Annotated in this window: 19 protein-coding genes; 9 read left to right on the forward strand and 10 right to left on the reverse strand. The window is 70.5% G+C overall.

The annotated features are described in order from the left end of the window. Window positions 1-90 precede the first annotated feature (90 nt). Entirely contained in the window at window positions 91-2,142 is a 2,052-nt protein-coding gene (locus VZL07_RS14615) for a PilZ domain-containing protein (RefSeq protein WP_426756140.1), read from the forward strand. Window positions 2,143-2,163: 21 nt separating this feature from the next. Here the strand turns inward: VZL07_RS14615 and VZL07_RS14620 are convergent, their stop codons facing one another. Continuing rightward, entirely contained in the window at window positions 2,164-3,123 is a 960-nt protein-coding gene (locus tag VZL07_RS14620; protein WP_426756141.1) for an NYN domain-containing protein, read from the reverse strand. Between the two features lie 273 nt (window positions 3,124-3,396). Between VZL07_RS14620 and VZL07_RS14625 the strand changes: the two genes are divergently transcribed. Then, window positions 3,397-3,891 carry a hypothetical protein gene (locus VZL07_RS14625; RefSeq protein WP_426756142.1) on the forward strand — a complete coding sequence of 165 codons (495 nt, stop codon included), beginning with the start codon at window positions 3,397-3,399 and terminating at the stop codon, window positions 3,889-3,891. Window positions 3,892-3,906: 15 nt separating this feature from the next. On the opposite strand, the gene VZL07_RS14630 is transcribed toward VZL07_RS14625, so the two are convergent. The 4 genes from VZL07_RS14630 to VZL07_RS14645 form a co-directional block, all read right to left on the reverse strand. Continuing rightward, window positions 3,907-4,677, reverse strand: a complete 771-nt coding sequence (locus VZL07_RS14630) for an HAD family hydrolase (protein ID WP_426756143.1) — start codon at window positions 4,675-4,677, stop codon at window positions 3,907-3,909. Window positions 4,678-4,733: 56 nt separating this feature from the next. Then, complete coding sequence (locus tag VZL07_RS14635; RefSeq protein ID WP_426756144.1) at window positions 4,734-5,753, reverse strand: ABC transporter substrate-binding protein; 1,020 nt, start codon at window positions 5,751-5,753, stop codon at window positions 4,734-4,736. An 81-nt stretch (window positions 5,754-5,834) separates the two neighbouring features. Continuing rightward, window positions 5,835-6,596, reverse strand: a complete 762-nt coding sequence (locus tag VZL07_RS14640; RefSeq protein ID WP_426756145.1) for an ABC transporter permease — start codon at window positions 6,594-6,596, stop codon at window positions 5,835-5,837. 9 nt (window positions 6,597-6,605) lie between these two features. After that, window positions 6,606-7,505 carry an ABC transporter ATP-binding protein gene (locus VZL07_RS14645; RefSeq protein ID WP_426756146.1) on the reverse strand — a complete coding sequence of 300 codons (900 nt, stop codon included), beginning with the start codon at window positions 7,503-7,505 and terminating at the stop codon, window positions 6,606-6,608. Window positions 7,506-7,750: 245 nt separating this feature from the next. On the opposite strand from VZL07_RS14645, the gene VZL07_RS14650 reads away from it, so the two are divergent. Next, window positions 7,751-8,101 (forward strand): hypothetical protein, encoded by a 351-nt coding sequence (locus VZL07_RS14650; RefSeq protein ID WP_426756147.1) that lies wholly within the window; start codon window positions 7,751-7,753, stop codon window positions 8,099-8,101. Window positions 8,102-8,129: 28 nt separating this feature from the next. On the opposite strand, the gene VZL07_RS14655 is transcribed toward VZL07_RS14650, so the two are convergent. After that, window positions 8,130-8,696, reverse strand: a complete 567-nt coding sequence (locus tag VZL07_RS14655; RefSeq protein ID WP_426756148.1) for a hypothetical protein — start codon at window positions 8,694-8,696, stop codon at window positions 8,130-8,132. Between the two features lie 121 nt (window positions 8,697-8,817). Here VZL07_RS14655 and VZL07_RS14660 point away from each other — a divergent pair, with 121 nt between their 5' ends. Together VZL07_RS14660 and VZL07_RS14665 are read left to right on the forward strand one after the other, a co-directional pair. Then, window positions 8,818-9,903 (forward strand): glucose 1-dehydrogenase, encoded by a 1,086-nt coding sequence (locus tag VZL07_RS14660; RefSeq protein ID WP_426756149.1) that lies wholly within the window; start codon window positions 8,818-8,820, stop codon window positions 9,901-9,903. A 22-nt stretch (window positions 9,904-9,925) separates the two neighbouring features. Beyond that, window positions 9,926-11,791: a glycoside hydrolase family 15 protein gene (locus VZL07_RS14665; protein WP_426756150.1), complete on the forward strand. Its 1,866-nt coding sequence runs from the start codon at window positions 9,926-9,928 to the stop codon at window positions 11,789-11,791. A gap of 7 nt (window positions 11,792-11,798) precedes the next feature. Here the strand turns inward: VZL07_RS14665 and VZL07_RS14670 are convergent, their stop codons facing one another. Beyond that, a complete protein-coding gene (locus VZL07_RS14670; RefSeq protein ID WP_426756151.1) occupies window positions 11,799-14,522 on the reverse strand; it encodes a hypothetical protein in 2,724 nt (907 codons plus the stop codon). 226 nt (window positions 14,523-14,748) lie between these two features. After that, window positions 14,749-15,186 carry a DUF6209 family protein gene (locus VZL07_RS14675; RefSeq protein ID WP_426756152.1) on the reverse strand — a complete coding sequence of 146 codons (438 nt, stop codon included), beginning with the start codon at window positions 15,184-15,186 and terminating at the stop codon, window positions 14,749-14,751. 157 nt (window positions 15,187-15,343) lie between these two features. Between VZL07_RS14675 and VZL07_RS14680 the strand changes: the two genes are divergently transcribed. Next, complete coding sequence (locus tag VZL07_RS14680; protein WP_426756153.1) at window positions 15,344-16,465, forward strand: App1 family protein; 1,122 nt, start codon at window positions 15,344-15,346, stop codon at window positions 16,463-16,465. 104 nt (window positions 16,466-16,569) lie between these two features. Here the strand turns inward: VZL07_RS14680 and ppk1 are convergent, their stop codons facing one another. After that, entirely contained in the window at window positions 16,570-18,732 is a 2,163-nt protein-coding gene (ppk1, locus tag VZL07_RS14685; protein WP_426756154.1) for a polyphosphate kinase 1, read from the reverse strand. A gap of 182 nt (window positions 18,733-18,914) precedes the next feature. Between ppk1 and VZL07_RS14690 the strand changes: the two genes are divergently transcribed. Together VZL07_RS14690 and VZL07_RS14695 are read left to right on the forward strand one after the other, a co-directional pair. Continuing rightward, window positions 18,915-19,412, forward strand: a complete 498-nt coding sequence (locus VZL07_RS14690) for a hypothetical protein (protein WP_426756155.1) — start codon at window positions 18,915-18,917, stop codon at window positions 19,410-19,412. 96 nt (window positions 19,413-19,508) lie between these two features. Then, entirely contained in the window at window positions 19,509-20,063 is a 555-nt protein-coding gene (locus VZL07_RS14695) for a hypothetical protein (protein WP_426756156.1), read from the forward strand. 261 nt (window positions 20,064-20,324) lie between these two features. Here VZL07_RS14695 and VZL07_RS14700 read toward each other — a convergent pair whose 3' ends face one another. Continuing rightward, window positions 20,325-22,538, reverse strand: a complete 2,214-nt coding sequence (locus VZL07_RS14700) for a tryptophan synthase alpha chain (RefSeq protein WP_426756157.1) — start codon at window positions 22,536-22,538, stop codon at window positions 20,325-20,327. Between the two features lie 238 nt (window positions 22,539-22,776). Here VZL07_RS14700 and VZL07_RS14705 point away from each other — a divergent pair, with 238 nt between their 5' ends. Beyond that, window positions 22,777-25,053 (forward strand): ATP-binding protein, encoded by a 2,277-nt coding sequence (locus tag VZL07_RS14705; RefSeq protein WP_426756158.1) that lies wholly within the window; start codon window positions 22,777-22,779, stop codon window positions 25,051-25,053. Window positions 25,054-25,055: the final 2 nt, after the last annotated feature.

The raw sequence follows: 25,055 nt of genomic DNA on the forward strand, positions 1-25,055 counted from the left end.
GCTCTGTCATGTCCACGGTGCGTGTGAGAATTCTCAGGTCTCGCACCTCTGAAGTCGTACAATCAGTGCCCTTCAGACAACGGAGCTGTCATGCAGGCGGACACGCTGGAAGGTTTGAGCGGCCGGGCGTCGATGCTCGGCTACCGGATGGGGACGGAACTGACGGCGGTGGCGTCGTTCGGGAACCTCCAGGCACCGTGCCGGCTGGTGCAGCTTTCGTTGGAGCACCTGACCCTGAACCTGGGCACCCAGGCGGCGCCGAAGCCGGGAGAGACGGCGTCGGTGGTGCTGGGCCATGGCGAGCGCTGGGCCACCGCGCTGGACGCCGAGGTCATGGACGTGCGCGGCGCGCCCGAGGTGAGCCTGCGCTTCCTGGCGCCGCCGCTGGACGCGGGCCGGCGCATCGTCTCGGTGCTGGAGGCCCTGCGCGACAACGGCCTGCTGCTGCCGCCCGAGACGCGGCCAGTGTGGAAGGAGCGCATCCAGCACGCCGACCGCGTGCGCCGCATCTGTGACGCGCTGGTGGGCAGGCAGGCGCGCGGCATGGCCCGTGCGGAAGGGGGCCGCAAGGTCCCGGTGACGGCCGCCCTCTTCGATGCGCGCATGGGCGTCATCGGCTGGCGCTTCGAGGGCGAGGTGCCCGAGCGGCCCTTCACGCTGGAGGCCTTCGGCTACAGCAGCGTGGTGCACCTGGAGGTGCGCGAGGCGCGCGTGGAAGACGGCTTGCTGGTGATGCCGCTGCCCCAGGAGCTGGTGCGCTACCGCCACCGCTGGCTGCGGCGCGCGCCGCCGAGCCGTCCCTGCACGCTGTCCTTCGACCATCCGCTGTGGCCGCAGGTGCATGTGCGGCGTCCGGTGCTGGACCTGTCCTACGAGGGGCTCGCCTTCCTGACGGAGCCCGGCGAGGACCTGCTCTACCCGGGCCTGCGCCAGCCGGTGCTGGAGGTGGTGACGGAGGGCATGGCGCCGGTGCGGCTGCGCGCCGAGGTGCGCAACATCTCCAGCACCGCGGCGGGCCGGCGGTGTGGCATGTCCGTGCGGCCGCTGGACGCGGCGGGGGCGCAGGCCTGGCGCGCGCTGGTGGAGGCGCAGATGCACCCGGCCACCCAGGTGACGGGGGACTGGGGCGAGGCCACCTGGAAGCTCTTCGACGGCTCGGGGTACTTCCGGCTGCAGGGCAAGTCGCCGGAGGACTTCGAGGACGCGCACCCCCGCTTCGACGCCACGCTGGCACGGCTGGAGGGCCGCACGCGCCTGGGCTACCGGGTGGTGCAGCCAGAGGGCGAGTCCGTGGGCGCCACGCTGTCGGTGGTGAAGCCCTATGAAGGCAGCTGGATGGCGCACCAGCTCGCGCGGCAGCCGGTGAAGGGCAGCCGCACGTCGGCACGCGAGGCGCTGCGCGACATCTACCTGCGCGGCTACGAGCCCACGCAGGTGGACCCGGAGGTGAAGTGGTTCTTCGCCTTCTGCGAGGCCAGCGTCCGCTGGGTGCGCTACACCAAGTTCGACTTCGCCACCTGGTACGAGCACACCGGCCAGACGTGCCTTGTGCCCTTCCGCCTGATGGAGGCGGAGGTGGACGGGGCCTGGGAAATCCCCGCGGGCATCGAGGTGGGCACGCCCACCGAGGCGGAGCGCCAGGCCTTCTTCGAGCAGGTGGAGCGCACGCGGCCGCTGGCCTACCGCGAGGCGCTGGACCTGGTGCCGGAGCGCTTCGACCTGAAGCGCGCGAAGGAGCGCTGGGGCGAGGCCGGGCTGGGCCGCGAGCGCGAGCTGGTGGTGGCGCGGCACGAGGGCCGGCCGCTCGTCCTGGCGGTGATGGAGACGGCGCAGCCGGGCCTCAACCTCTTCAACGTGCTGGACGGCGTGCGGCTGGTGCCGCTGGTGGACGAGTCGCGCAAGGACGCGCAGGACGCCATGGTGGCGCTGCTGGCCCACGCGGCGGACTGGTACCGCGCGCGCGAGCGCAAGGTGTTCATCCACTACGTGGAAGCGTCCTGCGTGGAGTACGTGGAGCGCGCGTCGCTGGCGGACCTGGGCGAAGGCAAGCTGTGGGTCATCTCCGCCAGCCTGCTGCCCGAGTTCCTCGAGCACCTGTTCGAGGCGACCACGCCCCCGGCGGGGACGTCGTCGCCTCGCTGACGTCCGCGAGGACGGGGACGCTCAGATTTCGTCCTCGTCCGGGTCCGGGTAGGACTCCAGCTCGTCCTCCTCCTCGGCGTGGTGCGAGGGGCCGCGCTTCTTGCCCTTGCCGTCTCCGCTGCCCACGTCGAAGTCCGACGCCACCACGTACCACTGGCGGCCCTGCTGGATGCGGCGCAACAGGCCTTCCTGCTCCAGCGCCGCCAGCAGCCGCGCGAAGGTGGAGAAGCCGTGCTCGCGCTCGTCGAAGTCGGGCTCCTTGCGGACGATGGCTTCCTTGATGAGGGACGGATTCACCGGGCCGGTGGCGCGCGCCAGCATGCTCTGCACCACCTCGCGGGCGATGTCCGGCACCTCCGTCTTCGCGTGGGCCTTGCCGCCGCCCTGCGGCGCCTTGTCCTTGTCGCCCCGGCCCTTCTCGTCGCGCCCGTGGCGACCGCCGCGCTTGCCGTGCGCATCCTCCGCGGCCACGCTCTGCCGGCCCTTGTCCTTGTCTCCCTTGTCGGAGCGGGACTGGCGCGGGCGCAGGTAGATGAACTCGTCACAGGCCTTCACGAAGAGCTGTGACGTGGACTCCTTCACCGCGAGCCCGATGACGGTGCGCCCGTTCTCACGCAGCTTGTACGCCAGCGGGCAGAAGTCGCTGTCACCGGAGCCGATGACGAAGGTGTCGATGCTCTCGCGCGCGTAGCACAGCTCCAGCGCGTCGATGACCAGGCGCATGTCCGCGCCGTTCTTCCCGGCCCGCGTGGAGGGTGGCACGTCGATGAGCTCCACGCCGAACTCGTGCAGGCGGATTTTCGCCTCGGCGAAGCGGGACCAGTCGCAGTAGGCGCGGCGGAAGACGACCTTGCCCTTCTCCAGCAGCCGGTCGAGCGAGGGCTGCAGGTCGAAGTTCGACGCACTGATGCCCGTGTTGGTGACGAGGTTTTCGAAATCGATGAAGAGGGCGATGCGGTGCTCTTCGTTGCGACCGTTCACGTGCGGCCTCTGCGTGGTGCCGCCATGAGGGCGGCGGAGAAAGGGTCCAGCCGGGACGGCGCACCCTAGCCCTTTCCCGGGCGCTTGGGGCGACTGCCTGTCTGAAGTCAACACTCCCCGTCGGCACGCCCATGCCTCTGCGCCGGGGGCCCGGCGCGTCGCATGCCTCGCGGCCCTCGGTGCGACGGGATGGCTTGCCCACAGGGCTGCGGCCTCGGGTCAGGGCCTAGCTTGTCGGCAGCGGGGCCCCGCGCCCCTTCAGGAGGAGGACCCATGAAACGAACGCATTCGGGGAACTGGCGGGTCGCCGTGGCGGCGGCGCTGATGACACCCCTGGCCGCCCTGGCCCATGAACCTGTCAGCCGCCCGGACGACAACTCCGGCGCCGGCAATGTCCCGCTTCAGCAGGACAACATGAGCGAGTACTTTGGCAACTTCGGCGCGTCCATGTCCATCGACCGCTCTGGCAGCGGCAGCCAGCGCCTCCTCGAGGTCGGTCCCCAGGCTTCCGGCGTGGGCGTGCCCATCCGCGAGGTGACGCCGGACCAGGAGGAGATGCGGCGCCTGACCGGCAAGGTGCTGGAGCTCGACGGACAGATGCTCTACGTGCAGTCCGAGCCCGGCGCCGTGGTGCCCCTGGACCTCAGCGCGCTGCGCATCCGCAAGCAGCCGGAGAAGGGCCAGCGCGTGGTGGCCGTCTACCAGGTGGAGAACACGACGGAGAACGTCGCGCTGGCGCTCGCCGGAGAGGTACAGCCCAAGGACTGACGCCCCGGGGGCACCTCAGTCCTCCGGGTGAAGCTGGACGAGCGAGGGCAGTTCCGCTGCCCTCGCCCGCAGGCGCGGCTTGGGACGGATGGCCACCGGCACCCGAGAGGCCGCCAGCAGCTCCAGGTCGAACACATTGTCGCCGAACGCGGCGTAGAGCGGCTGGGAGGTGCGCGCGCGCAGGCAGCGCACCTTGCCGGCCGCGTAGGGGATGGGCTCGACGATGCTGGGCAGCACCGTCCCATCCTCGGTGCGCGGCGTGCAGGCCAGCACGTTCTCAGGGTCCAGCCCCACCTCCCGCACCGCGGCCTCGACGACGGCGAGCGGCGAGGCGCTGACCACGTAGCAGGCAATGCCCTGGCGCTGGGCCCACTCCACGACGCGCCGGGTCTCCGGGTGGATGCGCTGCCTCACCTCGCGCCGGGCCACCACCTCGCTCGCGAAGGCGTTCACCGCGTCCACGCGCCAGCCGGCGAACAGCCATGCCACCATCTCGTAGATGTCCTTCTCCGGAATCCGGCCCGCCTCGAACGCGGCGAAGACCTGGTGCGCCAGCTCGCGCACGGGCAGGCCCGGCGTGAAGCCATGCGAGAGGGCCAGCCGCTCCAGGGCCTCCTGTGCCTGGGGGCGGATGCCGCCATGCTCCAGCAGGGCGAGGAAGAGGTCGTCCCCCACGTCTCCGCTCCACAGCGTGCCGTCGCCATCGAATGCCAGCACTCCGCCCGGGGCGAGCTCGGCCTCCCGGCGGATGCGCTCCAGCGTCTCCTCCACGCGCTCCATCCTCATGGGGGCGCATCCTCTCCCGGTGGCGGGCCCACCGTCATCCCGGGTGTGCCGCATCGTCATTCACCGGGCAGGGCAGCGGCCGCGCGTGCTTCATCCAGCAGGCTCAGGTCCACCAGCCCGTCGATGTTCGCGTCGGTGATGAAGCCCAGCGTCCTCGCGTGCTCGGCCGCGGTGGCGAGCGCCTGGGGCACCGGGTCCAGGCTGGGCTCCAGCCGGGAGAAGGCCTGCTGGAGGATGCCGGGCGGCAGCGGCTTGCTCGTGAGGCGGCCGAAGGCGGTGTTGGCGGCGGTGGCGAAGGCGGCCGGGTCTTCCTGCCAGCGCCCGGTGAGGCGCACGTGCGCGCGCAGCAGGGCCAGCACGCGGGGCCGCTGCGTCTCCAGCACCTTGCGCGTCGTCACCAGCACGGTGGTGGGAAAGCGCCCGCCAGGCCACAGGTCCTTCTCGTTCACCAGGATGCGGCCATGGCCCTCGGCCACCAGGCGCGCGCCCCACGGCTCGGGCACCCACGCGCCCTCGATGCCGCCGCGCAGGAACTGGCCGAGGATGTCCGGGTTGCTCAGCGGAAATATCTGCACGTCGCCGGTGCCGTCCAGGTGCGTCGTCAGGCCCTGCTGCTTCAGCCAGTAGCGCAGGGCGATGTCCTGCGTGTTGCCCAGCTGCGGCGACGCCAGCTTCTTGCCCTTCAGCTCCGCGGGCGTCTTCACGGTGCGCACGACCAGCACCGCGCCGTTGTTCACCGCGCCGGCGATGATGCGCAGCTCGCGGCCGGCCTTGAGGAACGTGTTGATGGCGGGACCGCTGCCCACGTAGGACACGTCCAGCGAGCCGGCCACCAGCGCCTCCATGGCGGCGGGGCCCGCGTTGAACTGCATGACCTTCAGCGGGCCCACGCCCGGCTGCGAGGCGAAGGCCCCCTCCGCGTTGCCCACCAGGGCCTGGGCATGGGTGATGTTGGGGAAGAAGCCCAGCCGCAGCGGCGCGTCCGGGCCGCGCGCGGACGACTCGCGCTTGCAGCCGGCGCCGAGCACCGTCAGTCCGGCGACCACCAGGGGCAACATGAGGCGGAAGGCACGCATGGCGGCTCAAGGGTGTGGCGCGACGGCGGAATTTCAACGCCGCCCCGGGCCCAAGCGTCCGCCGCCACACGGCGGCCCGCCTCAGGTCGAGGCGGTCAGCCCCCAGCGCCGCCGCAGCCGCACCTCCACCGTCTGGAAGAGGACACGGTCCACGGCGGTGCCGATGACGACGATGGCCACCATGACGGCCATGACCTGGGGCACGTCCATCAGCTCGCGGCCCACGGTGAGGAGCTGGCCCAGGCCGCCGGAGACGAAGAGCAGCTCGCCGGCCAGGAGCGCGCGCCAGGCGAAGCTCCACCCCAGCTTGAGGCCGGTGACGATGCCCGGCAGGGCCGCGGGCAGCAGCACGCCGAACTGGAAGCGCAGGCCGCGCACGCCCAGGGTGCTGGCCACCCGCGTGAGCTGTGGGTCCACGCCGTTGACGCTGTCCTCGGTGGCGATGGCGATGCCCAGCACGCTGCCCATGACGACGACGAAGAGGATGGCGCCGTCCGTGAGCCCGAACCACAGCAGCGCCAGCGGCAGCCAGCAGATGGAGGGCAGGGCCTGGAGCCCCATCACCACCGGCTTCACGGCGTTGCGGAAGAAGGGGAGCCGGGAAATCAGCAGCCCCAGCGGCACGCCCAGGGCCACCGACATCAGGTAGGCCCGCAGCAGCCGCCCCAGGGAGCGCCCCGCGGCCCCCACCAGCCGCCCATCCGAGACCATGGCCACCAGGCTCTGCGCCACCTCCTGGGGACGGGGGAGCAGGTGCGGAGACCAGATGCCCAGCCGAGCCACCAGCTCCCAGAGCCCGAGCAACAACGCGACCACCAGCAGCTTCTGTGCGTGGTGTTTCATGACACACCTCTAGGGGCCGGGAATCACCTGCGGCTGGAGCACGGGTTGCGCGGGCGCCCGCGTGGGCGCCTGCTGAATCGCGGGTGTGCGCGCGCGCCCCTCCACCTCGCGCAGCAGCCTGCTCACGTGCCGCACCATCTCGTTGAGCCCCGCGTCCTCGGGGCGGCGCGGCATGGGCAGGTGGACCTCCAAATCCCTCACCACGCGGCCAGGCCTGGGGGCCATCAGCACCACGCGGGTGCCCAGCATCAGCGCCTCGTGGACGTCGTGGGTGACGAACACCACCGTCTTGCCGGTGCGCACCCAGATGGATTGGAGGAGCTCCTGCATGTGGATGCGCGTCTGCGCGTCCAGCGAGCCGAAGGGCTCGTCCATGAGGAGCACGGCCGGGTCCACGGCCAGGGCGCGGGCGAGCGAGGCCCGCATCTTCATGCCGCCGGAGAGCTGGTGTGGCAGCGCGTCCTCGAAACCTCCGAGCTGGACGCGCTGGATGTACGTGTCCGCGCGCTCACGGCGCTCGGCGCGCGGCACGCCGCGGGCGGCCAGGGCGAAGGTGATGTTGCCGCGCACGGTGAGCCAGGGGAACAGGGCGGCCTCCTGGAACATCAGCAACCGGTCCGGCCCCGGACCATGGATGGGCTGCCGGTCGATGGACACCGTGCCCCCCGTGGGCACCACGTGCCCGGCCAGCGCGTAGAGCAGCGTGGACTTGCCGCACCCGGACGGGCCCAGCAGACACACGAACTCGCCGGAGGCGACGTTGAGGTCCACGTTCTGCAAGGCGACCACCTTGTTGGCGTACTGGTGGTCGAGCTGGGCGACACTGATTTTGGCGCGCTCCGCGCCGACGTGCGCCGGCTGGAGCAGGCGCAGGGAACTTCTCCATCGGCCAAGGAGTGCGCGCAGCATCGGGCACAACCTAGGCACGTAGGTGCAAGTGGGAAGGGGTGCATGCAGGGAGCCCATGAGGGGCCCCCCAACCTGCTTGCCTGCCCTGAGTCTCACCAGGCGCCTGGTGGTCCTTGCTGGATGTCCAGCGCCCGTCGCCAGCGCTTCTCGGAGCGCCCGCAAGGGCTCGGTCCTGGCTGATAGAAAGTAGTGACGGGGTGGGCCCGTGCTTTCGCCGCCTGCCTGGCTGCCTTAGACGTCAGGGCATGCTGGACGACGTGCTCATCGAGCTGATGGGGAACGCCCTGGCGCTTTTCTCGGACAGGCGCAACTTTGGCCCCGCCGGGCTGGTGGCGCTGCTGGGCTCGGGAGCGCTGCTGGGAGCGGCTAGCACGGCCCTATACGCCAGCCCCCTCATCGAGGACGCCGGCCTGGCGTGGTTCGCCGGGTTGCTGGCCCCCTTCGTCGTCGGCGCCGCCGCAGCCGGCTTCCGGAAGGTGAAGCTGTGGGATTGGCAGCTCCGGTTCGACCTGAACCGCTTCGGGACGGCCTTCTGCGTGATGACGGGCTTCGTGCTGGCCCGCGGCATCGGCGTCCTGTTCCTCGGCAAAAGCTGAGGGAGCGGGGGCCCGTTCCGGCAGGCGCTCAGGCGGAGGCCGAGGTCCGCTCGGCGCGCAGATGCGCCCGGGTCCGCAGCGCCAGCCAGGTCGCGAAGACGAGCAGCAGCAGGCCCACGCCGGTGAAGGCGCCGCCGACGCGCAGCGAGGCGTCGCGGTCATCCCGGACGACCTCCAGCGGCGTGTCGCCGGGGTTCGCCAGGAACTGCTCCACCTGGGCCTCCACGCGCGTGGCCTCGGTCTCCTCGGTGGCCCACTGGTAGAAGAGGGGGTACTCGCCGTGGGCCGTCACCAGCGTGGGCCGGAAGATGGGCACGCGGTTGCGGCGGGCGCTGCGGGTCCGCTCCACCTTCACGCCCTGCACGTCCTCGAGCGCGAAGCTGGCCACCTCGTCGCGGGTGAGCCAGCTGGTGTGGAACAGCAGGCAGACGCCGCCGGGCTGGCAGCGCAGCTCGATACGGGCCTTCGCGTTCAACAGATAAGGACCCAGGACGAGGAAGGGGAGGGCGAGCAGCACGCAGGCCACCGCGGCAATGGCCGTGGACCGGCTGCGGCGCGGCTCGTCGTTGGAGTAGGTGGACTGGGGCTCGCTCACACCCTTCCTCATAGACCCGGGCGGGCCGGGTGGGCAGCGGTTTCGTGCATGCACAGCGTTGGACGGTGTCATGTCCGCGCTTGGGCCGCGTGCCGGGGCGTGCATCCTCAAGGAGGGCCGTATGAAGGCCGTGGCCGTCTTCCCTTCGAAGCGTCAGGTGCGCGTCATCACCGACGCACCCGAGCCCCACATCCAGTCACCCACGCAGGTGAAGGTGCGGACGCGGGAAATCGGTGTGTGTGGCACGGACAAGGAAATCATCGAGTTCGTCTATGGCGAACCGCCGCCGGGCTCGGACTTCCTCATCCTGGGCCACGAGTGCCTGGGCGAGGTGGTGGAGGTGGGCGAGGCCGTCCGGGGCCTGAAGCGCGGGGACTGGGTGGTGCCGCGCGTGCGCCGGCCGTGCCCCCATGCCACCTGCCCTCCGTGCCGTGGAGGACACCCGGACTTCTGCATCACCGGTGACTACACGGAGCGGGGCATCAAGGGCGCGCACGGCTTCGGCGCCGAGTTCTTCGTGGAGGACGTGGCCTACCTGCACCGCGTCCCCGAGGAGCTGCGGGACGTGGCGGTGCTCACCGAGCCGCTCACCATCGCCGAGAAGGCCCTCCGCCAGGTGGAGCGCTTCCAGGACCGGTTGCCGTGGAAGCCCGGCCCGGGGCGCGCGGTGGTGCTGGGCGCGGGACCGGTGGGACAGCTGGGCGCCATGGCGCTGATGCGGCGGGGCTATGCCACCACCATGTACTCGCGCAGCCCCAAGCCCAACGCGAAGGCGGAGGCGGTGGAGGCGCTGGGCGTGCCCTACATCTCCTCGAAGGAGGTACGGCCGGATGAGCTGGTTCGCCGGGCCGGGGCCGCGGACGTCATCTACGAGGCGGCCGGCGTGGCCCGGGCGGCGCTGGAGACGCTGAAGGCGCTGGGGCCCAATGGCGTCTGCGTGCTCACCGGCGTGCCGTCGAAGGAGGAGCCGTTCGAGGTGGCGCCGATTCTCAAGCAGGTGGTGCTGGGCAACCAGGTGGTGGTGGGCACGGTGAACGCGGCGGACACCGACTTCGACATGGCGCTGGAGGACCTGGGGCACTTCCGGGCGCGCTGGCCCGGGGGGCTGGAGCGGCTCCTCTGCGCCGAGCACACCCCCGAGGACTTCTGCGACGTCGTCACCGGCAAGAAGTCCGGCGGCATCAAGGACGTCATCCGCTTCAGCTGACCCCTTCGACGAGGAGCGACGCATGGCAACGGGGAGCAGCGGTCTGGGCGGGGCGGGGAAGTCGGTCGCCATCGAGGACCATGGCGTCATCGGGGACCTGCGGACGGTGGCCCTGGTGGGCAACGAGGGCACCATCGACTGGTTCTGTTTTCCGCACTTCGACAGTCCCAGCGTCTTCGCCGCGCTGCTGGACGCGGAGCGCGGGGGCCACTGGCGCATCGCCCCCGAGCCGGACGGGGTGCTGAAGCGGCAGTTCTACTGGCCGGACACCAACGTGCTGGTGACGCGCTTCTACACGCCGGACGGCGTGGGGGAGCTGGTCGACTTCATGCCCATGGCGGGCAGGAAGGGCGTGAAGCACGAGCGCGAAATCCTCCGGCGCGTGCGGGTGGTGCGCGGGGCGATGTCCTTCCACATGGAGTGCTTCCCCGCCTTCAACTACGCGCGGGACACGCACGAGACGAAGCTCATCCCCAGCGGGGCCACCTTCTCCTCGCAGACGCTCCAGCTCACGCTGTCCTCGTCGGTGCCGCTGAGGAAGACGGAGCGGGGCGTCACCGCCGCCTTCACCCTGCACGAGAACCAGTCCGCCGTGTTCTCCCTGCACCCGGGCGCGCGCACGTCCTGCGAGGCGGTGGTGCACAACCACGAGTCCTCCGAGGAGCTCTTTCGCGAGACGGTGGATTACTGGCGCCATTGGTTGTCGGGGTGCCAGTACACGGGGCGGTGGCGTGAGACGGTGCAGCGCTCGGCGCTGGCCCTCAAGCTGATGACCTTCGAGCCCACGGGCGCCATCGTCGCGGCGCCCACGTGCAGCCTGCCCGAGTCACCGGGAGGCACCCGCAACTGGGACTACCGCTTCTGCTGGCTGCGCGACGCGGCCTTCACCGTCTATGCGTTCCTCCGCATCGGCTTCAAGCAGGAGGCGGCGGCCTTCATGCGCTGGGTGGAGGCGCGCTGCGCGGAGTACGACGACGGACCGCTGCCCTTGATGTTCGGCATCGACGGCAAGCACGTGCCCCTGGAGCAGGAGCTGCTGCACCTGTCGGGCTATGGCGGCGCGCGCCCGGTGCGCATCGGCAACGCGGCGGCGGACCAGCTCCAGCTCGACATCTACGGCGAGCTGATGGACTCGGTGTACCTGTCCAACAAGTACGCGGCGCCCATCTCCTACGACTTCTGGCGGCACCTGCGGCGGCTGGTGGACTGGGTGTGTGAGAACTGGGAGCTGCCGGACGAGGGCATCTGGGAGGTGCGCGGCGGGCGGCGGCAGTTCGTGTACTCGAAGCTGATGTGCTGGGTGGCGGTGGACCGGGCCATCCGGCTGGCGGACAAGCGCAGCTTCCCGGCGGACCGGGCCCGCTGGCACAAGGTGCGGGACGCCATCTTCGAGGACATCATGGAGAAGGGCTGGAACCCGGAGCGCGGCGCCTTCGTCCAGTACTACGGCGGCCACGCGCTGGACGCGGCGAACCTGCTGATGCCGCTGGTGTTCTTCCTGTCCCCGGTGGACCCGCGCATGCTCCGCACGCTGGATGTCATGCGAAAGCCCCCGTCCCACGGCGGGCTCGCGTCGGACGGCCTGGTGTTCCGCTACGACGTGGAGGCCACGCTGGATGGGATTGCCGGCAGCGAGGGCACCTTCAACCTCTGCAGCTTCTGGCTGGTGGAGGCGATGACGCGCGCGAGCGTGGCCCGGCCGGACCTGCTCGAGGAGGCGCGGCTCATCTTCGAGCGGATGCTGGGCTACGCCAACCACGTGGGCCTGTACGCGGAGCAGACGGGCATGTCCGGCGAGGCCCTGGGCAACTTCCCACAGGCGCTGACGCACCTGGCGCTCATCAGCTCGGCGTACAACCTGAACCGCACGCTGGGTGGGCGGGACTGAAGCGCGTTCATTCGCGCGACACGCCCACGAACTCGTCCCAGGCGCCGGGCGTCACCACGCCGACGAGGCGGACGCCCAGATCGCCCGGCCGCTGGACGACGTCCAGGGCGTCAAGCAACCGGGGGTCGTCCGCGAAGTGGCGGCGCTTGCGCTCCACCAGCAGCTCGAAGTCATGGAGCATCGACTCGCGGACGTCCCGCGGCATCCGCCTCAGCGTGGCGCGCGCTCGCTCCACCCAGCCCTTCTCGGGCTCCCAGGTGTCCTGCACCACGGCGTTCCACACACTCAGGGCCAGCGCCAGACAGGTGAAGAGCTCGGCCTCCGGGTCCTCCGATTCCTCCACGCCGTCCAGGATGGGCCTGGCGAACTCGAGCAGGGTCTCGGAGACCTTCTTCGTGGGCAGCGTGCGCGTGGGTGCCCGGGTCGCCGTGGGCCGCTGGCTGGCCAGTCGTAGCAGGTCGAGCGTTCCCACATATCTTCCCGTCAGCAGCGGCAGGGGGACCTCCAGCTGGACACGGACCTGGAGGCCTCCGACCTTCAGCACCACGTTCACCTCGCGCTCCTCGGGACGCGCCAGGGCGAGCGCCCGACCCACCGCCGCCGCCACCACCAACTCCTCGGTGTTTCCCTGGCGCGGTGTGTTCCGCTGGACGCGCATGACGTCGGGGACGAAGGGCAGGCCGGTGACGTCCTTCACCACCTTGGCCACCCAACCCGGTTCATCCTCGAGCGTCACGCCCAGCGAGTCCGGGATGAGCACGTCGACGTTGCCAGCCGGTAGGCCAGACATGCTCATCCGCTCCACGGAGCCAGCCCGGTCGAAGAGGGCGAAGCCGAACTCGCTGCCGCCACCACCCATCACGGACAGCTCCCGGGTGCCTTTCACGGCACCCTCCAGGTGCACGGTGAAGACCTCTTCGTTCGTCCACTCCTCCCAGGGCTCCGCGCGGATGAGCGCCGCCATGGCGTCGAGGAGCGCGTCTGCCACCTCCGGTGTCCCCAGGGCGTCCGGCTTCTCTGGGCCCCAGTACAACTGGAGGGCGAGCGCCGCCCGGGCCCGAGCGACGGAGTCCGGCATGGGGCGCGAGTTGAAGCCATGGGCGACGCCGGCGCGCGCCAGCCGACTCTCGCAGTAGCGCTTGAGCCCCGCGCTGCCCCGCGCCAGGGACTCCAGTCCCTCCGCGTCCCGGCGCCCGAAGACGGGGGGCAGGACCTCACCGTCCGACGTCAGCGCGACGTAGACGGAGGTGCGGCCATCCACGCCCACGTCGATGGGGCCCAGCTTGAAGGCGTAGAGGGCCCCGGGCTCCAGCTCGGGCGCCGCCGCCTTCCGCCGAGGCTTCCGCCGGGCGGCGTCCTGGAAGGCCCGGCGACGTGGAACAGGTTCGAGGGAGAGGTCCTCGGAGAGCTCGGGGAGCTCGGGGAGCTCGGTGGTGGTGAGCTCCGCGCGGATGGGCTCGAGGGAAGGCACCTCCTTCGAGGTGTACACCTGGGTCAGCGGAATGCGCTCGTCGCGAGACAGACCCAGCTCCGCGTACAGGTTGTCCCAGAGCGTGTCCGCCGCGTCGGAGAGGTGGGACACCTGCGACTCCTGGTCCTTCAGCCATTCGAGGACCTGGGCGCGGCCCTCCGTGGACCGCACCATCTCCCGGGCGCTCTTTCCACTCCAGGCGGGGATGCCTCTGGACAGCTCGTCGCGGGCCCGCTGCGCCAGCATCAGCGCGAGCTGGTCCGCCAGCTCAAGCGGCATGTCGTCCGGCAGGGAAGGAGTGGGTGCTCCACGAATGGACTGCTCGGGCCCCAGGGTGTCCTCCTCGTGCTCCGCCTCCGCGCCCAGCAGTTCCGCCAGCAGGGCCTTTCCCTTCTCCAGGCGCTGCGCGGACTGGGTGTTCAGGACCAGGGACTTGCCTTCCACCGTGACGAAGCCCCACACCGCCGGGTTGTTCGTGGGCGCAAGGGGGTGGGGACCCTGCCATTCGTAGGAGCCCTTGCCCTCGCGGGTGAAGCCGTCGTGCTGGCGCAGGCGCTCCTCTACTTTCGCCGGGTGGCGGATGCGGAAGCGCGCGGTGCAACTGCGCAGTGGCTCGCCATCCGCGTTGAGCAGTGGCTGCTCGGTGGTGAAGAGCTCCAGCACGCGTCGGAAGAGGAAGGGCGCCAGCCGCCGCGCCTGTCGGCGGCGGCCGGGCAGGTCCGAAGCGGGAGGCTGCTGGGCGGCCAGTTTCTGACGCATGGCCACGATGACGTGCTCCCGCACCGAGCGGGGGATCAGGACGATGCCGCCTACGAGCTCCAGATGGTCCTCGGTGGGCATCACCCAGCTTCCAATCAGGTCGTAGCGGGCCACCTGTGTGGTGAGGCTGCGCTCCTTCACCTCCAGGACCTCGTCGAGCAGCAAGTCCCGCAGGCGCAGGCCTTGCCCGAGCCGTACCTCCTCCACCTCGAACACCGAGCACCAGGACGCGGCCAGGGCCGACAGGATGCCGCGCTCGGCACGCGACAGGCTCTGTCCCTGCTGCAGGAGCTGACGGTCCGCGGCGGTGCGGCCCTCCGCGTCCTCCTTCCCATGGAGCGTCCACGCCATCAGGGCGGCGCTCATCCAGGAAAAGCGCTGGTCATCCCAGGCCTCCGGAAAGTCAGCGCGTGCGCTGGCGGACAGCTCGGGTTCGGTGCTGACGAAAGCCCGCAACGAGGCGAGTCCACGGGCGAAGGCAGTCGGGCTCCAGGTTGTCATGGAGGCACCCTACGCATTGGGCAGGTGTCCCTCTACCTTCCCGTGCGGGAGGGCCGCTCTTTCGATGGGTGCTTCACAGCGAGCCACGGATGACTGCGTGTCGGTGCTCGCGGTGCGGCGCCTGCTCGCCGCGGGCTACAGACCCGTCGGCCGGGCGGAGCTCGTCACGCAGTCACACTGAAGCCCCGAGGGCGCGGCCGACACCTCCTCGCCCTCGGGCCCACCGTCACTGCACGGTGAAGTGGTAGTTGCTCCCGAAGTTCGAGTCCCACGCCTGGCAGCCCCAGCGGCTGGTGTTCTCGAACCAGACGGCCAGGTCGCCCCGGGTGTTGAGCGGAATGGACGGCGCGGGCGGGTTGGGCGTGGAGGAGAAGCCCGCCACCCAGAAGCTCTGCACCGGGCCGCCGTTGAACTGGTAGTAGCCGGTGATGGTCCACCCCGGCGTGGTGCCGTTGATGTTGCCCCGGCACTGCGTCAGGCGGTCGGTGTTGAAGTGGATGGCGGCGGTGGAGCCGAAGGGCAGCGGGTTCGGGGACGCGAACACGTTCCAGCCCTGCGCCGGCGACTGGAAGGTGATGCTGGAGGTGGACTGCGAGGAGGCCACCGTGCCGGCCAGCAGCGCGGCAACGGTGGTGGCGAGGAACCAGCGGGAGGAATGACGCATCAAGGCGAAGCTCCGGGTTGTGAGGGGACTGCATGGCGGATACGCACACCGCGGCAGTCGTGGGCTGTGACGGTCCGCCAGTGGACCCCCGCCGGTTTGTCCCGCTCAATCCCCAGAGTCCTCTACAGTCAGGCTCCTCACTCTTACGCTCCGCGCCATGGCCGATATTCTTCCTCGCTTCTATCGACTCGCCGTCCGCGTGGACGCCCACTATGACGCGCTGAGCCGCAAGCTTCGCCAGAAGCTCGGAATCGCGCCGCCTCTGCGCATCCTCCCCTACCGGGGCTATGGCACACCGGAGCGCGCCGTCATCAAGGCCCGCGTGCTGGAGGACCGGAACATCCGCCCGCCGCAGCAGCGGCTCACGCTGGTGGGCAGCGCGGTGGCTTCCTACAAGCGCTACATGACGCGCGAGGTGCCCGGCGCGCGCGTCGCGGTGCGCTGGGGCGACAAGCGCTGGGAGGGCACCACCGACGAGGAAGGCTTTCTGGAGCTGTGGGTGCCGCCGCCCGAAGGCGTCCGCTCCGGATGGCACATGGTGGAGCTGGAGCTGCTCTCCCCCGAGCCGGAGGGTGTGTCGCGCGTGGCCGCGCCGGTGCGCATGGCCGGGCCTGGCGCGGAGTTCGGCGTCATCAGCGACATCGACGACACCGTCATCGTCACCGGCGTCACGGATCTGCTGAAGCGCGCCTGGGCACTCTTCCTCACCGAGCACCGCGTGCGGCTGCCCTTCCCGGGCGTGGACGCCTTCTACGCCGCGCTCCAGCACGGCCGGGGCGTCAACGCGGACAACCCCATCTTCTACGTGTCCAGCAGCCCGTGGAACCTCTACGAGCACCTGGACGAGTTCCTCTCCCTGCACCACATCCCCACCGGCCCGCTGCTGCTACGGGACTGGGGCCTGTCCAGCCAGGGCTTCGCGCCCGGCGGGGGGCATGGGCACAAGCTGGAGAAGATTCGCGCGGTGCTCGGCACGCTGTCGCACCTGCCCTTCATCCTCATCGGTGACAGCGGGCAGGAGGACGCGGAGCACTACCGCACCATCGTTCGCGAGTTCCCCGGCCGCATCCTCTGCGTGTACATCCGCAACGTGCCGGGCCACGCGAGCCGGGCCCAGGAGCTGGCGCTCATCGCGGAGGACATCCACGCCGCGGGCAGCAAGATGCTCGCCGTGGATGACACCACCGAGGCCGCTCGCCACGCGGCCCGCGAGGGCTGGATTCACTGGCGTGAGGTGCGCGAGGTGGAGGCCCACCGCCGAGAGGACGCGGAGCGCTGAGGCCCGCCGTACAAGGTGGCGGCCTTCCAGGTCATCCAGCACGAAATCGGAGGTCCATCGCGCGCGCCGGTGCCTCCTGCGTGAGGGCACCGGCGCGGGCGTGGTCAGGACAGCGGGCGCCCACCCTGGAACTGGGCCATGCGCTGGGCGCGCTCCATCATCTCGCCCTGGGCCCAGCGCTTCTCCTCGCCCGGGCGCTGCTGGCGGCGGCGCCATGTGCCATCCGCCGTCAGCTCCCAGGCGGAGGTGTTGTCGGCCATGCAGCGCTCCAGTGAGTCACGTACATGGGCGGCCAGGACGGGGTCCTCCACCGGCGCGAGGATTTCCACGCGGTGGTCCAGGTTGCGCGGCATGAGGTCCGCCGAGCCGATGTAGCAACGCAGCTCCGTCCCGCGCTCGAAGATGTAGATGCGCGAGTGCTCCAGGAAGCGGCCCAGCACGGACACCACGCGGATGTTCTCCGACACGCCGGGGACCCCCGGGCGCAGGCAGCAGATGCCGCGCACGTTGAGCTCCACCTTCACGCCCGCGCGGGACGCGTCGTAGAGCGCGTGGATGATGCCGGGGTCCACCAGCGCGTTCATCTTCATCTGGATGCGCGCGGGGCGCTCGGCGGTGTGCGCCGCGACGGTGCGCTTGATTTCCTCCAGCAGTCCCTGGCGCATGGTGAGCGGCGCCACCAGCAGCTTGCGGAAGGACTTCGGACGGCCGAAGCCGGTGAGGTAGTTGAAGACGTCCGCCACGTCCGCGCCGATGTCCGGGTCCGTGGTGAACAGCCCCATGTCCGTGTAGAGGCGGGCCGTCTTCGGGTTGTAGTTGCCGGTGCCGATGTGGACGTAGTGCCGGACCTTGTCGCCCTCGCGCCGGACGATGAGGATGGCCTTGGCGTGCGTCTTGAGGGAGGGAATCCCGTAGACGACGTGCACGCCCGCCTCTTCCAGCGCGTTGGCCCAGCGGATGTTGGTGCGCTCGTCGAAGCGCGCCTTCAGCTCCACCATGCACACGGCCTGCTTGCCGCGCTCGGTGGCGGTAATCAGCGCGGGCACCAGCGGCGAGCTGTCCGACGTGCGGTACACCGTCTGCTTGATGGCGAGCACATCCGGGTCCGCCACGGCCTCGGTGACGAAGCGCTCCACGGACGTGCCGAAGGACTCGTAGGGGTGGTGGACCAGCAAATCTCCCCGGCGCATGGCGGACATCACCGTGCCGCCCTCCGGGGCGTCCGCGTCCGGACGCAGGCGGACCTGGGTGACGGGCGTCCACGGCGGGTCCTTCAGCTCCGGGAAGCCCGGGGCGAAGGCGATGGCCTGCAAGTCGTTGAGGCCCACCAGGCCGTGCTCCTCGTAGACCTGGCGCGCCTCCAGGCCCAGCGCCTCCACCAGCGGCTCGAGGAGCTTGGGGCTCATGCCGGCCTGGACCTCCAGGCGGATGACGTCGCCGAAGCGGCGCTCGCGCAGCTCCGTCTCCACGGCCTTAAGCAGGTCCTCCGCGTCCTCGGACACGGTGAAGTCCGCGTCGCGGGTGACGCGGAAGGTGCCCCAGCTCAGCACCTCCATGCCGGGGAACAGGTCCCCCAGGTGCTGGGCGATGACCTCCTCCAGCGGCACGAAGACATTGCCCCTGAGGGGCAGGAAGCGCGGCAGCAGCTCCTTGGGCACCTTCACCCGGGCCACGCTCTCCTCGTCCGCGTCCGGGTCCTTCAGGAGCACCGCGAGGCTGAGCGACAGGTTGGAGATGTAGGGGAAGTGCCGCCCCAGGCCGATGGCCAGCGGGGTGAGGACGGGGAAAATCTGCTCCTTGAAGCGCTGATCCACCTGGGCGCGCTGCTCGGCGTCCAGGTCCTTGGCGGAGAGGATGCGCAGGCCCTTCTCCGCCAGGGCGGGGCGGAGCACCTTCTCGAAGGCGTCGCCGTGCCGGCGCGTCTGCTCGAGGATGCCGTCGTGCAGCCTGTCCAGGGTGTCGCTGGGAGAGGCGCCGTCGGGGACGAGGCGCGCCACGCCGCTGCGAATCTGCTCGTGCAGGCGCGCGACGCGAATCATGAAGAACTCGTCCAGGTTGCGCGCGTAGATGGAGATGAACTTCAGGCGCTCCAGCAGCGGCAGCTCCGGAGACTCGGCGAGCTGGAGGACGCGGTCATTGAAGGCCATCCAGGACAGCTCTCGGTTGAAGAAGAGCTCCGTGTCTTTCGACTCCGCGCCGGCCGGGAGGATGTCCCGGTTGGAGGGCTTCTGGGTGACGCCGCGACTGCCGCCGCCGCGTTTCGGCATGGTGACTTGACTCCTCGTTGACTCCCTGGGGAGGGATGTAGCAGGCCGCCCCCCACCTCATTGTAAACTCGCGTGTTACTTGGGGGAGCAAGCTGCCAGTCGATGTAAGCCCTCCCAGGCGGGCAGACAGGGGCAAAGGGCGGAAGGCGTGGACTTTGTTGCATCCGCGATATGAGGACTGCATGTCAGGCGACGTGAGCGCGACGGAGACGAACCCCCAGGCGGACGCGGCCAGCGGCCTCTTCACGGCCTTCCAGAAGGACCGGAAGGTGCCTCGGGGCAGGTGGGCGGGGGCGCTGCTGGCGGCCCTGGTGCCGGTGGCGTTGGGCGTGGGCTTCTGGGTCATCGCCAAGGGCGAGGAGAAGACGTTCCGCGTCGTCACGCCCAATGGCTTCAAGTCCATGCGGGGCGGGATGACCACGGAGCAGGTGAGCGCGCTGCTGGGGCGGCCCATCACCCTGGAGCGCGATGCCAGCGGAGCGGAGTGCTACCGCTACGGCACGCCCAACCTGGTGAACCCGACCTTCGTCATCTATTCGGTCTGCTACGAGGGCGGGAAGCTGCGGGACGTGAAGACGCACCAGTACTCGGCCTGGAACGTGGACCCGGCCACGGGGACCTTCGCGGCGCCAGGCGAGGAGGACGCACCCGCGTCGCCCGCGTCGTCGCAAGAGGGCTGAGCCGGCTTCATGCCGAAACGATGATGGAATCATGCGTGGGTGCCCGCGGTGCGCGGGTGCCACGCTGCCTCCGCTCAATGCAACGGAGGTCGCGCCATGCGGCGGTTCTATCGGTGGCTCACGGTGGTGTTCGCGGTGGCGGGACTCCCCGCCGCGCAGGCTTCTGACGATGTCTTCGGATACGCGGTGCCCAGCGAGGAGGCCTTGCGCTGCCTGAGCGAGGACCTGCCCGTGGCGGTGAAGGTCGACTATCCCGTCACCAGTTGCGCTGGGGATTCCAAGAGCACCTTCTACTTGAAGGTGGGGCCGAGTGGCGCGGAGGTCTCTGGCCGCGGGAATGACTGGTGGGATCCGGTCAAACTCAGTCCCAGGAAACTGTCCCGGGTAGAAGGTGAACGCATCCTCCGGGATTTGACGAGCGCGATGCTTCGCGACGAGACCCAGTTGTCCTGTGGTGGTAGCACAAGCAACTACGTGGCCATCGTCGAGTGGGCCTGTGGTGCCGGCGACACGAAGCGCGGCACCGTGGGGTTCATGGCGCCGATCTGCTCCTTGACTGAAGGCTATGGCTCGGATGCGAGGGGCACCTACGCGCGCGCCGCTGGAATCCGTAATGTCGTGGTGAAGGCTCTCAGGCAGGCACAGCGCTGACACGCCGGGCAGCCAACACGCGAGCGCAGGAGTGCCTCATCAAGGCGCTCCGCCACATGGGGCCTGCCTTACCGGGCCGAGCGCGAGGGTGTCTCATCGAGGCACTTCACTCCGTGCGATCTGACCTACCGGGCATCCAACACCCGCGCACGGGAGAACCCATCGAGATACTTCGCCACGTGAAGCCTGCCTTACCGGGCATCCAACACCTGAGTGTTGGAGTGCCCCTTCGAGGCACTCCGCATCACGGGGCACCTACCGTTACCGGCAGTCCGGATCCTCCGCGTCCGCGACACCATCCGCGTCATTGTCCGCACCATCCGCGCACCGGCCCGCCTCCGTTTCGGCGTACTCGCTGACGTGCAACGTGTAGCGGATGGGCGTGTCCTGGTCGGGGTTGGCCATGCCGTCCACCACCACCAGCACCGTCTGGCCCTGCGTCAGCGTCACCTTCACGGCGGGCGAGCCGCGGGGCCCCGCGTTCGGATTGGAGGCGCAGCCCAGCTCCGTGCCCCGGCAGCCGGTGAGCACGTAGAGCGCGTTGCCCCACTCGTTCGGCGCGGTGTCGAAGACGTAGGTGCCCGCCCTGGGCGCCGTCCACAGGTGGGCCCGGTCCTGCTGGAGCAGCGCACCGCACGTGCCCTGGAAGCCATCGCCGGAGCCCGCCGTCTCGCCATGGAACGTCACGGGCAACGCGCTGCCCAGATCATGGTGCGCGCACCCGCGTCCGCCGCAGCCCGGAGCGTCGTGGCAGTCCGTATCCGCGCAGTCCACCCACCGGTCCCCGTCGTTGTCCATGCCATCGAAGCAGGAGCCCGCCTCGCTCGCCCGCTGCTCGTCGATGTGCAGCTCGAAGTACCCCGCGCTGAAGCGGTCGGGGCTCGCCGAGTCCACCACCACCAGCACCGTCTGTCCCTGCACCAGCGGCACCGAGACGCGCGCGCCGCCGCCGTAGCTGATGCCGTCCTTCGCGCACGCCAGCTCTGCACCGCCACATCCGCCGCTGCGCACGGTGATGAGTGAGCGCACCGCGGACTTCGCCGTGTCGAAGGTGAAGAGCGCGCTCCTGGGCGCCGTCCACAGGAAGCCCCGGTCCGGAGCACCATTCCCGCCGCACGAGGACTGGTGGTCATCCCCCGCGTACGCCGTGGAGCCCTTCACCACCACCGGCAACACGTTGCCCAGGTCGCGGTCCACGCACACGGATGCGCTCGCCGCGCAGACGTTGGGTACACCCGCTCCGCCACAGGACTCGGGCGCGGTGCAGGTGCCGCATTCCAGGGACCCACCGCACCCGTCCGGCACGGTGCCGCAGGTCTTGCCCAGCAGGCCGCAGGTATACGGCCGGCACGAAGGCGCCGCGCACACGTTGGGCGTGCCGCCGCCCCCGCACGTCTCACCGTTCTCGCACGTCCCGCACTGGAGCGCCCCGCCGCATCCGTCAGGCACGGTGCCGCAGTTCTTCCCCTGGGACTCGCAGGTGGCCGGTGTGCAGAGAGGATGGCCACAGACGTGGTCGACACCTCCGCCGCCGCACGTCTGGTCCCCAGGGCAGACGCCGCAGTCCAGAAGCCCGCCGCATCCGTCAGGCACGGTGCCGCAGTTCTTCCCCTGGGACTCGCACGTGAGCGGGGTACACACGCCGCCGCCGCACACGTTGGGTTCGCCGCCGCCTCCGCACGTCTCACCTTCGGCGCAGACGCCGCAGTCGAGCATGCCGCCACAGCCATCCGCCACGGGCCCGCAGTTCTTCCCCAGCGTCTCACACGTCCCGGGCGTGCACGGCGGGTTGCCACACACGTTGGGCACGCCGCCGCCCCCGCACGTCAGCCCTTCGGCGCAGTCACCACAGTGGAGCATGCCGCCGCATCCATCGGACACCTGCCCGCAGTTCTTCCCCAGCTCGATGCAGGTGGCGCGCTTGCAGATGCCGCGCCCACACACGTTGGGCGCGCCGCCCCCACCGCACGTCTCGCCTTCTCCGCAGACGCCACAGTCCAGGATGCCGCCACAGCCGTCCGGCACCTCGCCGCAGTTGCGCGCCAGCGACGCACAGGTGTCCGGCGTGCAGGTGGGCTCACCGCAGACGTTGGGCGTTCCGGCGCCGCCGCAGGACTCGGGTGCCTGGCAGCTGCCGCATTCGAGGATGCCCCCGCATCCATCCGAAACCTGACCACAGTTGCTGCCCAGGGCCTCGCAGGTGGTGGGCTCGCAGGGCGCGGGCCCACAGACGTTGTGCCTTCCGCCGCCGCCGCACACCTCGCCCGGGCCACACTGGCCACAGTCGAGCGTGCCGCCACACCCGTCGATGGCGATGCCGCAGTCCATTCCCTGCGATTCGCAGGTCATCGGCTGACAGGAGGACGCGGGCCTGCGGCGGTCCGCGTCCTCGTCGGGTTGTGTTTGGCTGCACGCCGCCCACAGCACCAGGCCACACGCCCAGAACCACGCTCCCCGTCGCCCCACTCCGCGCATGCGCCTCCGCCCCGCCCTGACCACCCGGGCCCCAACGTGGGGATGACACCTGCTCGTGCACAGCCACGGTGCGCCCCGGGGTTGGGCGGTGCACACACCGTGGTGCGCGGACGCGAGCGCCGGCGACACGTCCGCCCGGTTTCCGACGTTCGCGTACCCGGCGAGCCCCCTGGATGGAAGGTGGGGGGCAGGTCACCCTGCCATGCATTGGGCGGCAACGGTGTGGGGAGGAGGGGAGGTGGCACGTCCGTGGACGTTCGCGCAGCGCGCGGGTGCCGGCTTCATCATCTCGCTGCTGGTGGCGCTCGTGCTGGCCGGAACGTCCGTGGTGGCGCTGCTGTCCGTACGGGCCAACCACAAGGCCCGCCTGCTGGCGCTGTCCCGGGACGTGCTGGACATCAAGCACCTGGAGCGGACCTTCAATGACAAGGTGGTGAGCGGCCGGGCCTTCGCCTTGTCGGGCGATACGTTCTTCGCCCAGGACATGGCCCTCGCGCGTGAGCGCTTCATCTCCACGTATGAATCGCTGAAGAGCCGGCTCACCGAAGAGCCCCTGGCCACGCAGCTGGAGGCGGTCTCCCACGCGGAGCTGGAGCACGAGGAAGCCATGCAGGCGCTCATCATGGAGCGGGGCGATGGCGTCCCCCGGCAGCGCCTGGAGCAGCTCTACGACGGTCATGTCGCGGACACCTGGCGCCGTGCCACGAACAGCCTCCGGTCACTCCACCAGCAGGCGGAGGTCCGGCTGTCCCAGGGCATCCATGAGAGCCTGACGACGGACCGGAGCGCGCTCGGGCTCTCGCTGCTCGCGGGGAGCCTGGGGCTGGCGGGCGCGACGATGCTGGCGTGGACGCTGACGCGCAGGCTGCGGCCCATCCAGCAGGAGGCGGAGGCCAGCGCCGAGCGCTTCCAGCTCCTCGTGGAAGGCGTGCGCGACTACGCCCTCTTCCTGCTGGACGCGCGGGGCCGGGTGGAGAGCTGGAACCCGGGCGCGGAGCGCATCATGGGCTACCGCGAGGAGGAAATCCTGGGCCGGCCCTCCAGCGTGTTCTACCCGCCCGACGCGGTGGCGGCGGGGATTCCGGACAAGGACCTCGCGCGGGCCCGGAGGGATGGGCGGCTGCACACGGAGGGCTGGCGGGTGCGCAAGGACGGCACGCGCTACCTCGCGGATACCAGCATCACCGTGCTCCAGGACGCGCGTGGACAGCCGCGCGGCTTCGCGAAGGTGACGCGCGACATCACCGAGCGGCGTCGCGCCGAGCGCACGCAGCGGCTCCTGGCGGAGGCGGGAGGCCTCTTCCACCAGTTCCAGGACCCCGACCAGACGGTGGCCGAGCTGACGCGGATGATGGTGCCGGAGGTGGCGGACGCGTGCCTGCTCTACCTGGTGACGGCGAACGGCGGCCTCTGGCCCCGGGCGGTGGCGCACGCGGTGCCGGAGAAGGAGCAATGGCTGTGGGACGCGGCCCGGCGCTTCCCGCCGCCGCGCGAGGCGCAGTGGGGCGTCTGGCAGGTGATGCGCACGGGGCGTTCCGAGCTCAACAGTGACGTGTCACCCGAGGTCCTGGCGAAGGGACTGGGAGGACCCGAGCACCTGTCCCTGGTGGAGAAGGTGGGCGTGCGTTCCTACCTGGCCGTGCCGCTGCGGGTGGGGCAGCAGATTCGCGGGGTGTTCGTGCTGCTGACGTCCGCGCCGGAGCGCCGGCTGACGATGACGGACCAGGTCGTCGTGGAGGAGGTGGCGGGGCGGGCCGCGCTCGCGCTGGACAACGCCCGGCTCTGGAGCGAGGCGCAGGAGGCGGTGGAGCTCATCGGCGTGGCGGCGCATGACCTGGGCAACCCGCTGAACACGTTGCAGCTGCTGCTGCGCAGGCTCCAGACGCTGGAGCAGGCAGGAAGCCAGAAGGCACGCGACGGCCTGGCGGCGGCGCTGCGGCAGACGCAGCGGCTGGGACAGTTGCTGCACAACCTGCTGGACTTGTCGCGGCTGTCGTCGGGGAAGTTGACGCTGGACGTGGCGCCGGTGGACCTGGCGGAGCTGGTGCATGAGGTGGTGGAGCGCTTCGCCGAGCAGGCGGCCGAGGCGGGCTCCACGCTGGAGCTCAGCGCGGAGCCGGGGCTGGTGGGCCGGTGGGATCGGCTGCGGCTGGACCGCGTGGTGACGAACCTGCTGTCCAACGCATTGAAGTTCGGCAAGGGCCAGCCGGTGAAGCTCCGCGTGGAGCACGCGGGGGGGACATGGGCGCGGCTGGTGGTGAGGGACCACGGTGCGGGCATCGCGCCGGAGGCGCAGCGGCGCATCTTCGAGCGCTTCGAGCGGGAGCCGTCCGGGGGCAAACACGCGGGCTTCGGACTGGGCCTCTACATCGTCCGGCAGCTGGTGGAGGCCCACGGCGGCACCATCCACGTGGAGAGCACCATCGGCGAGGGCGCCGCCTTCATCGTGGAGCTGCCCCTGATGCTGCTGGGCGCGGAGCTGCTCGAGCCCCCCGGCCCAGCGATGCACCCGTGAGG

It is taken from the genome of Pseudomyxococcus flavus (genome assembly GCF_050038885.1).
Classification (GTDB): domain Bacteria; phylum Myxococcota; class Myxococcia; order Myxococcales; family Myxococcaceae; genus Myxococcus; species Myxococcus flavus.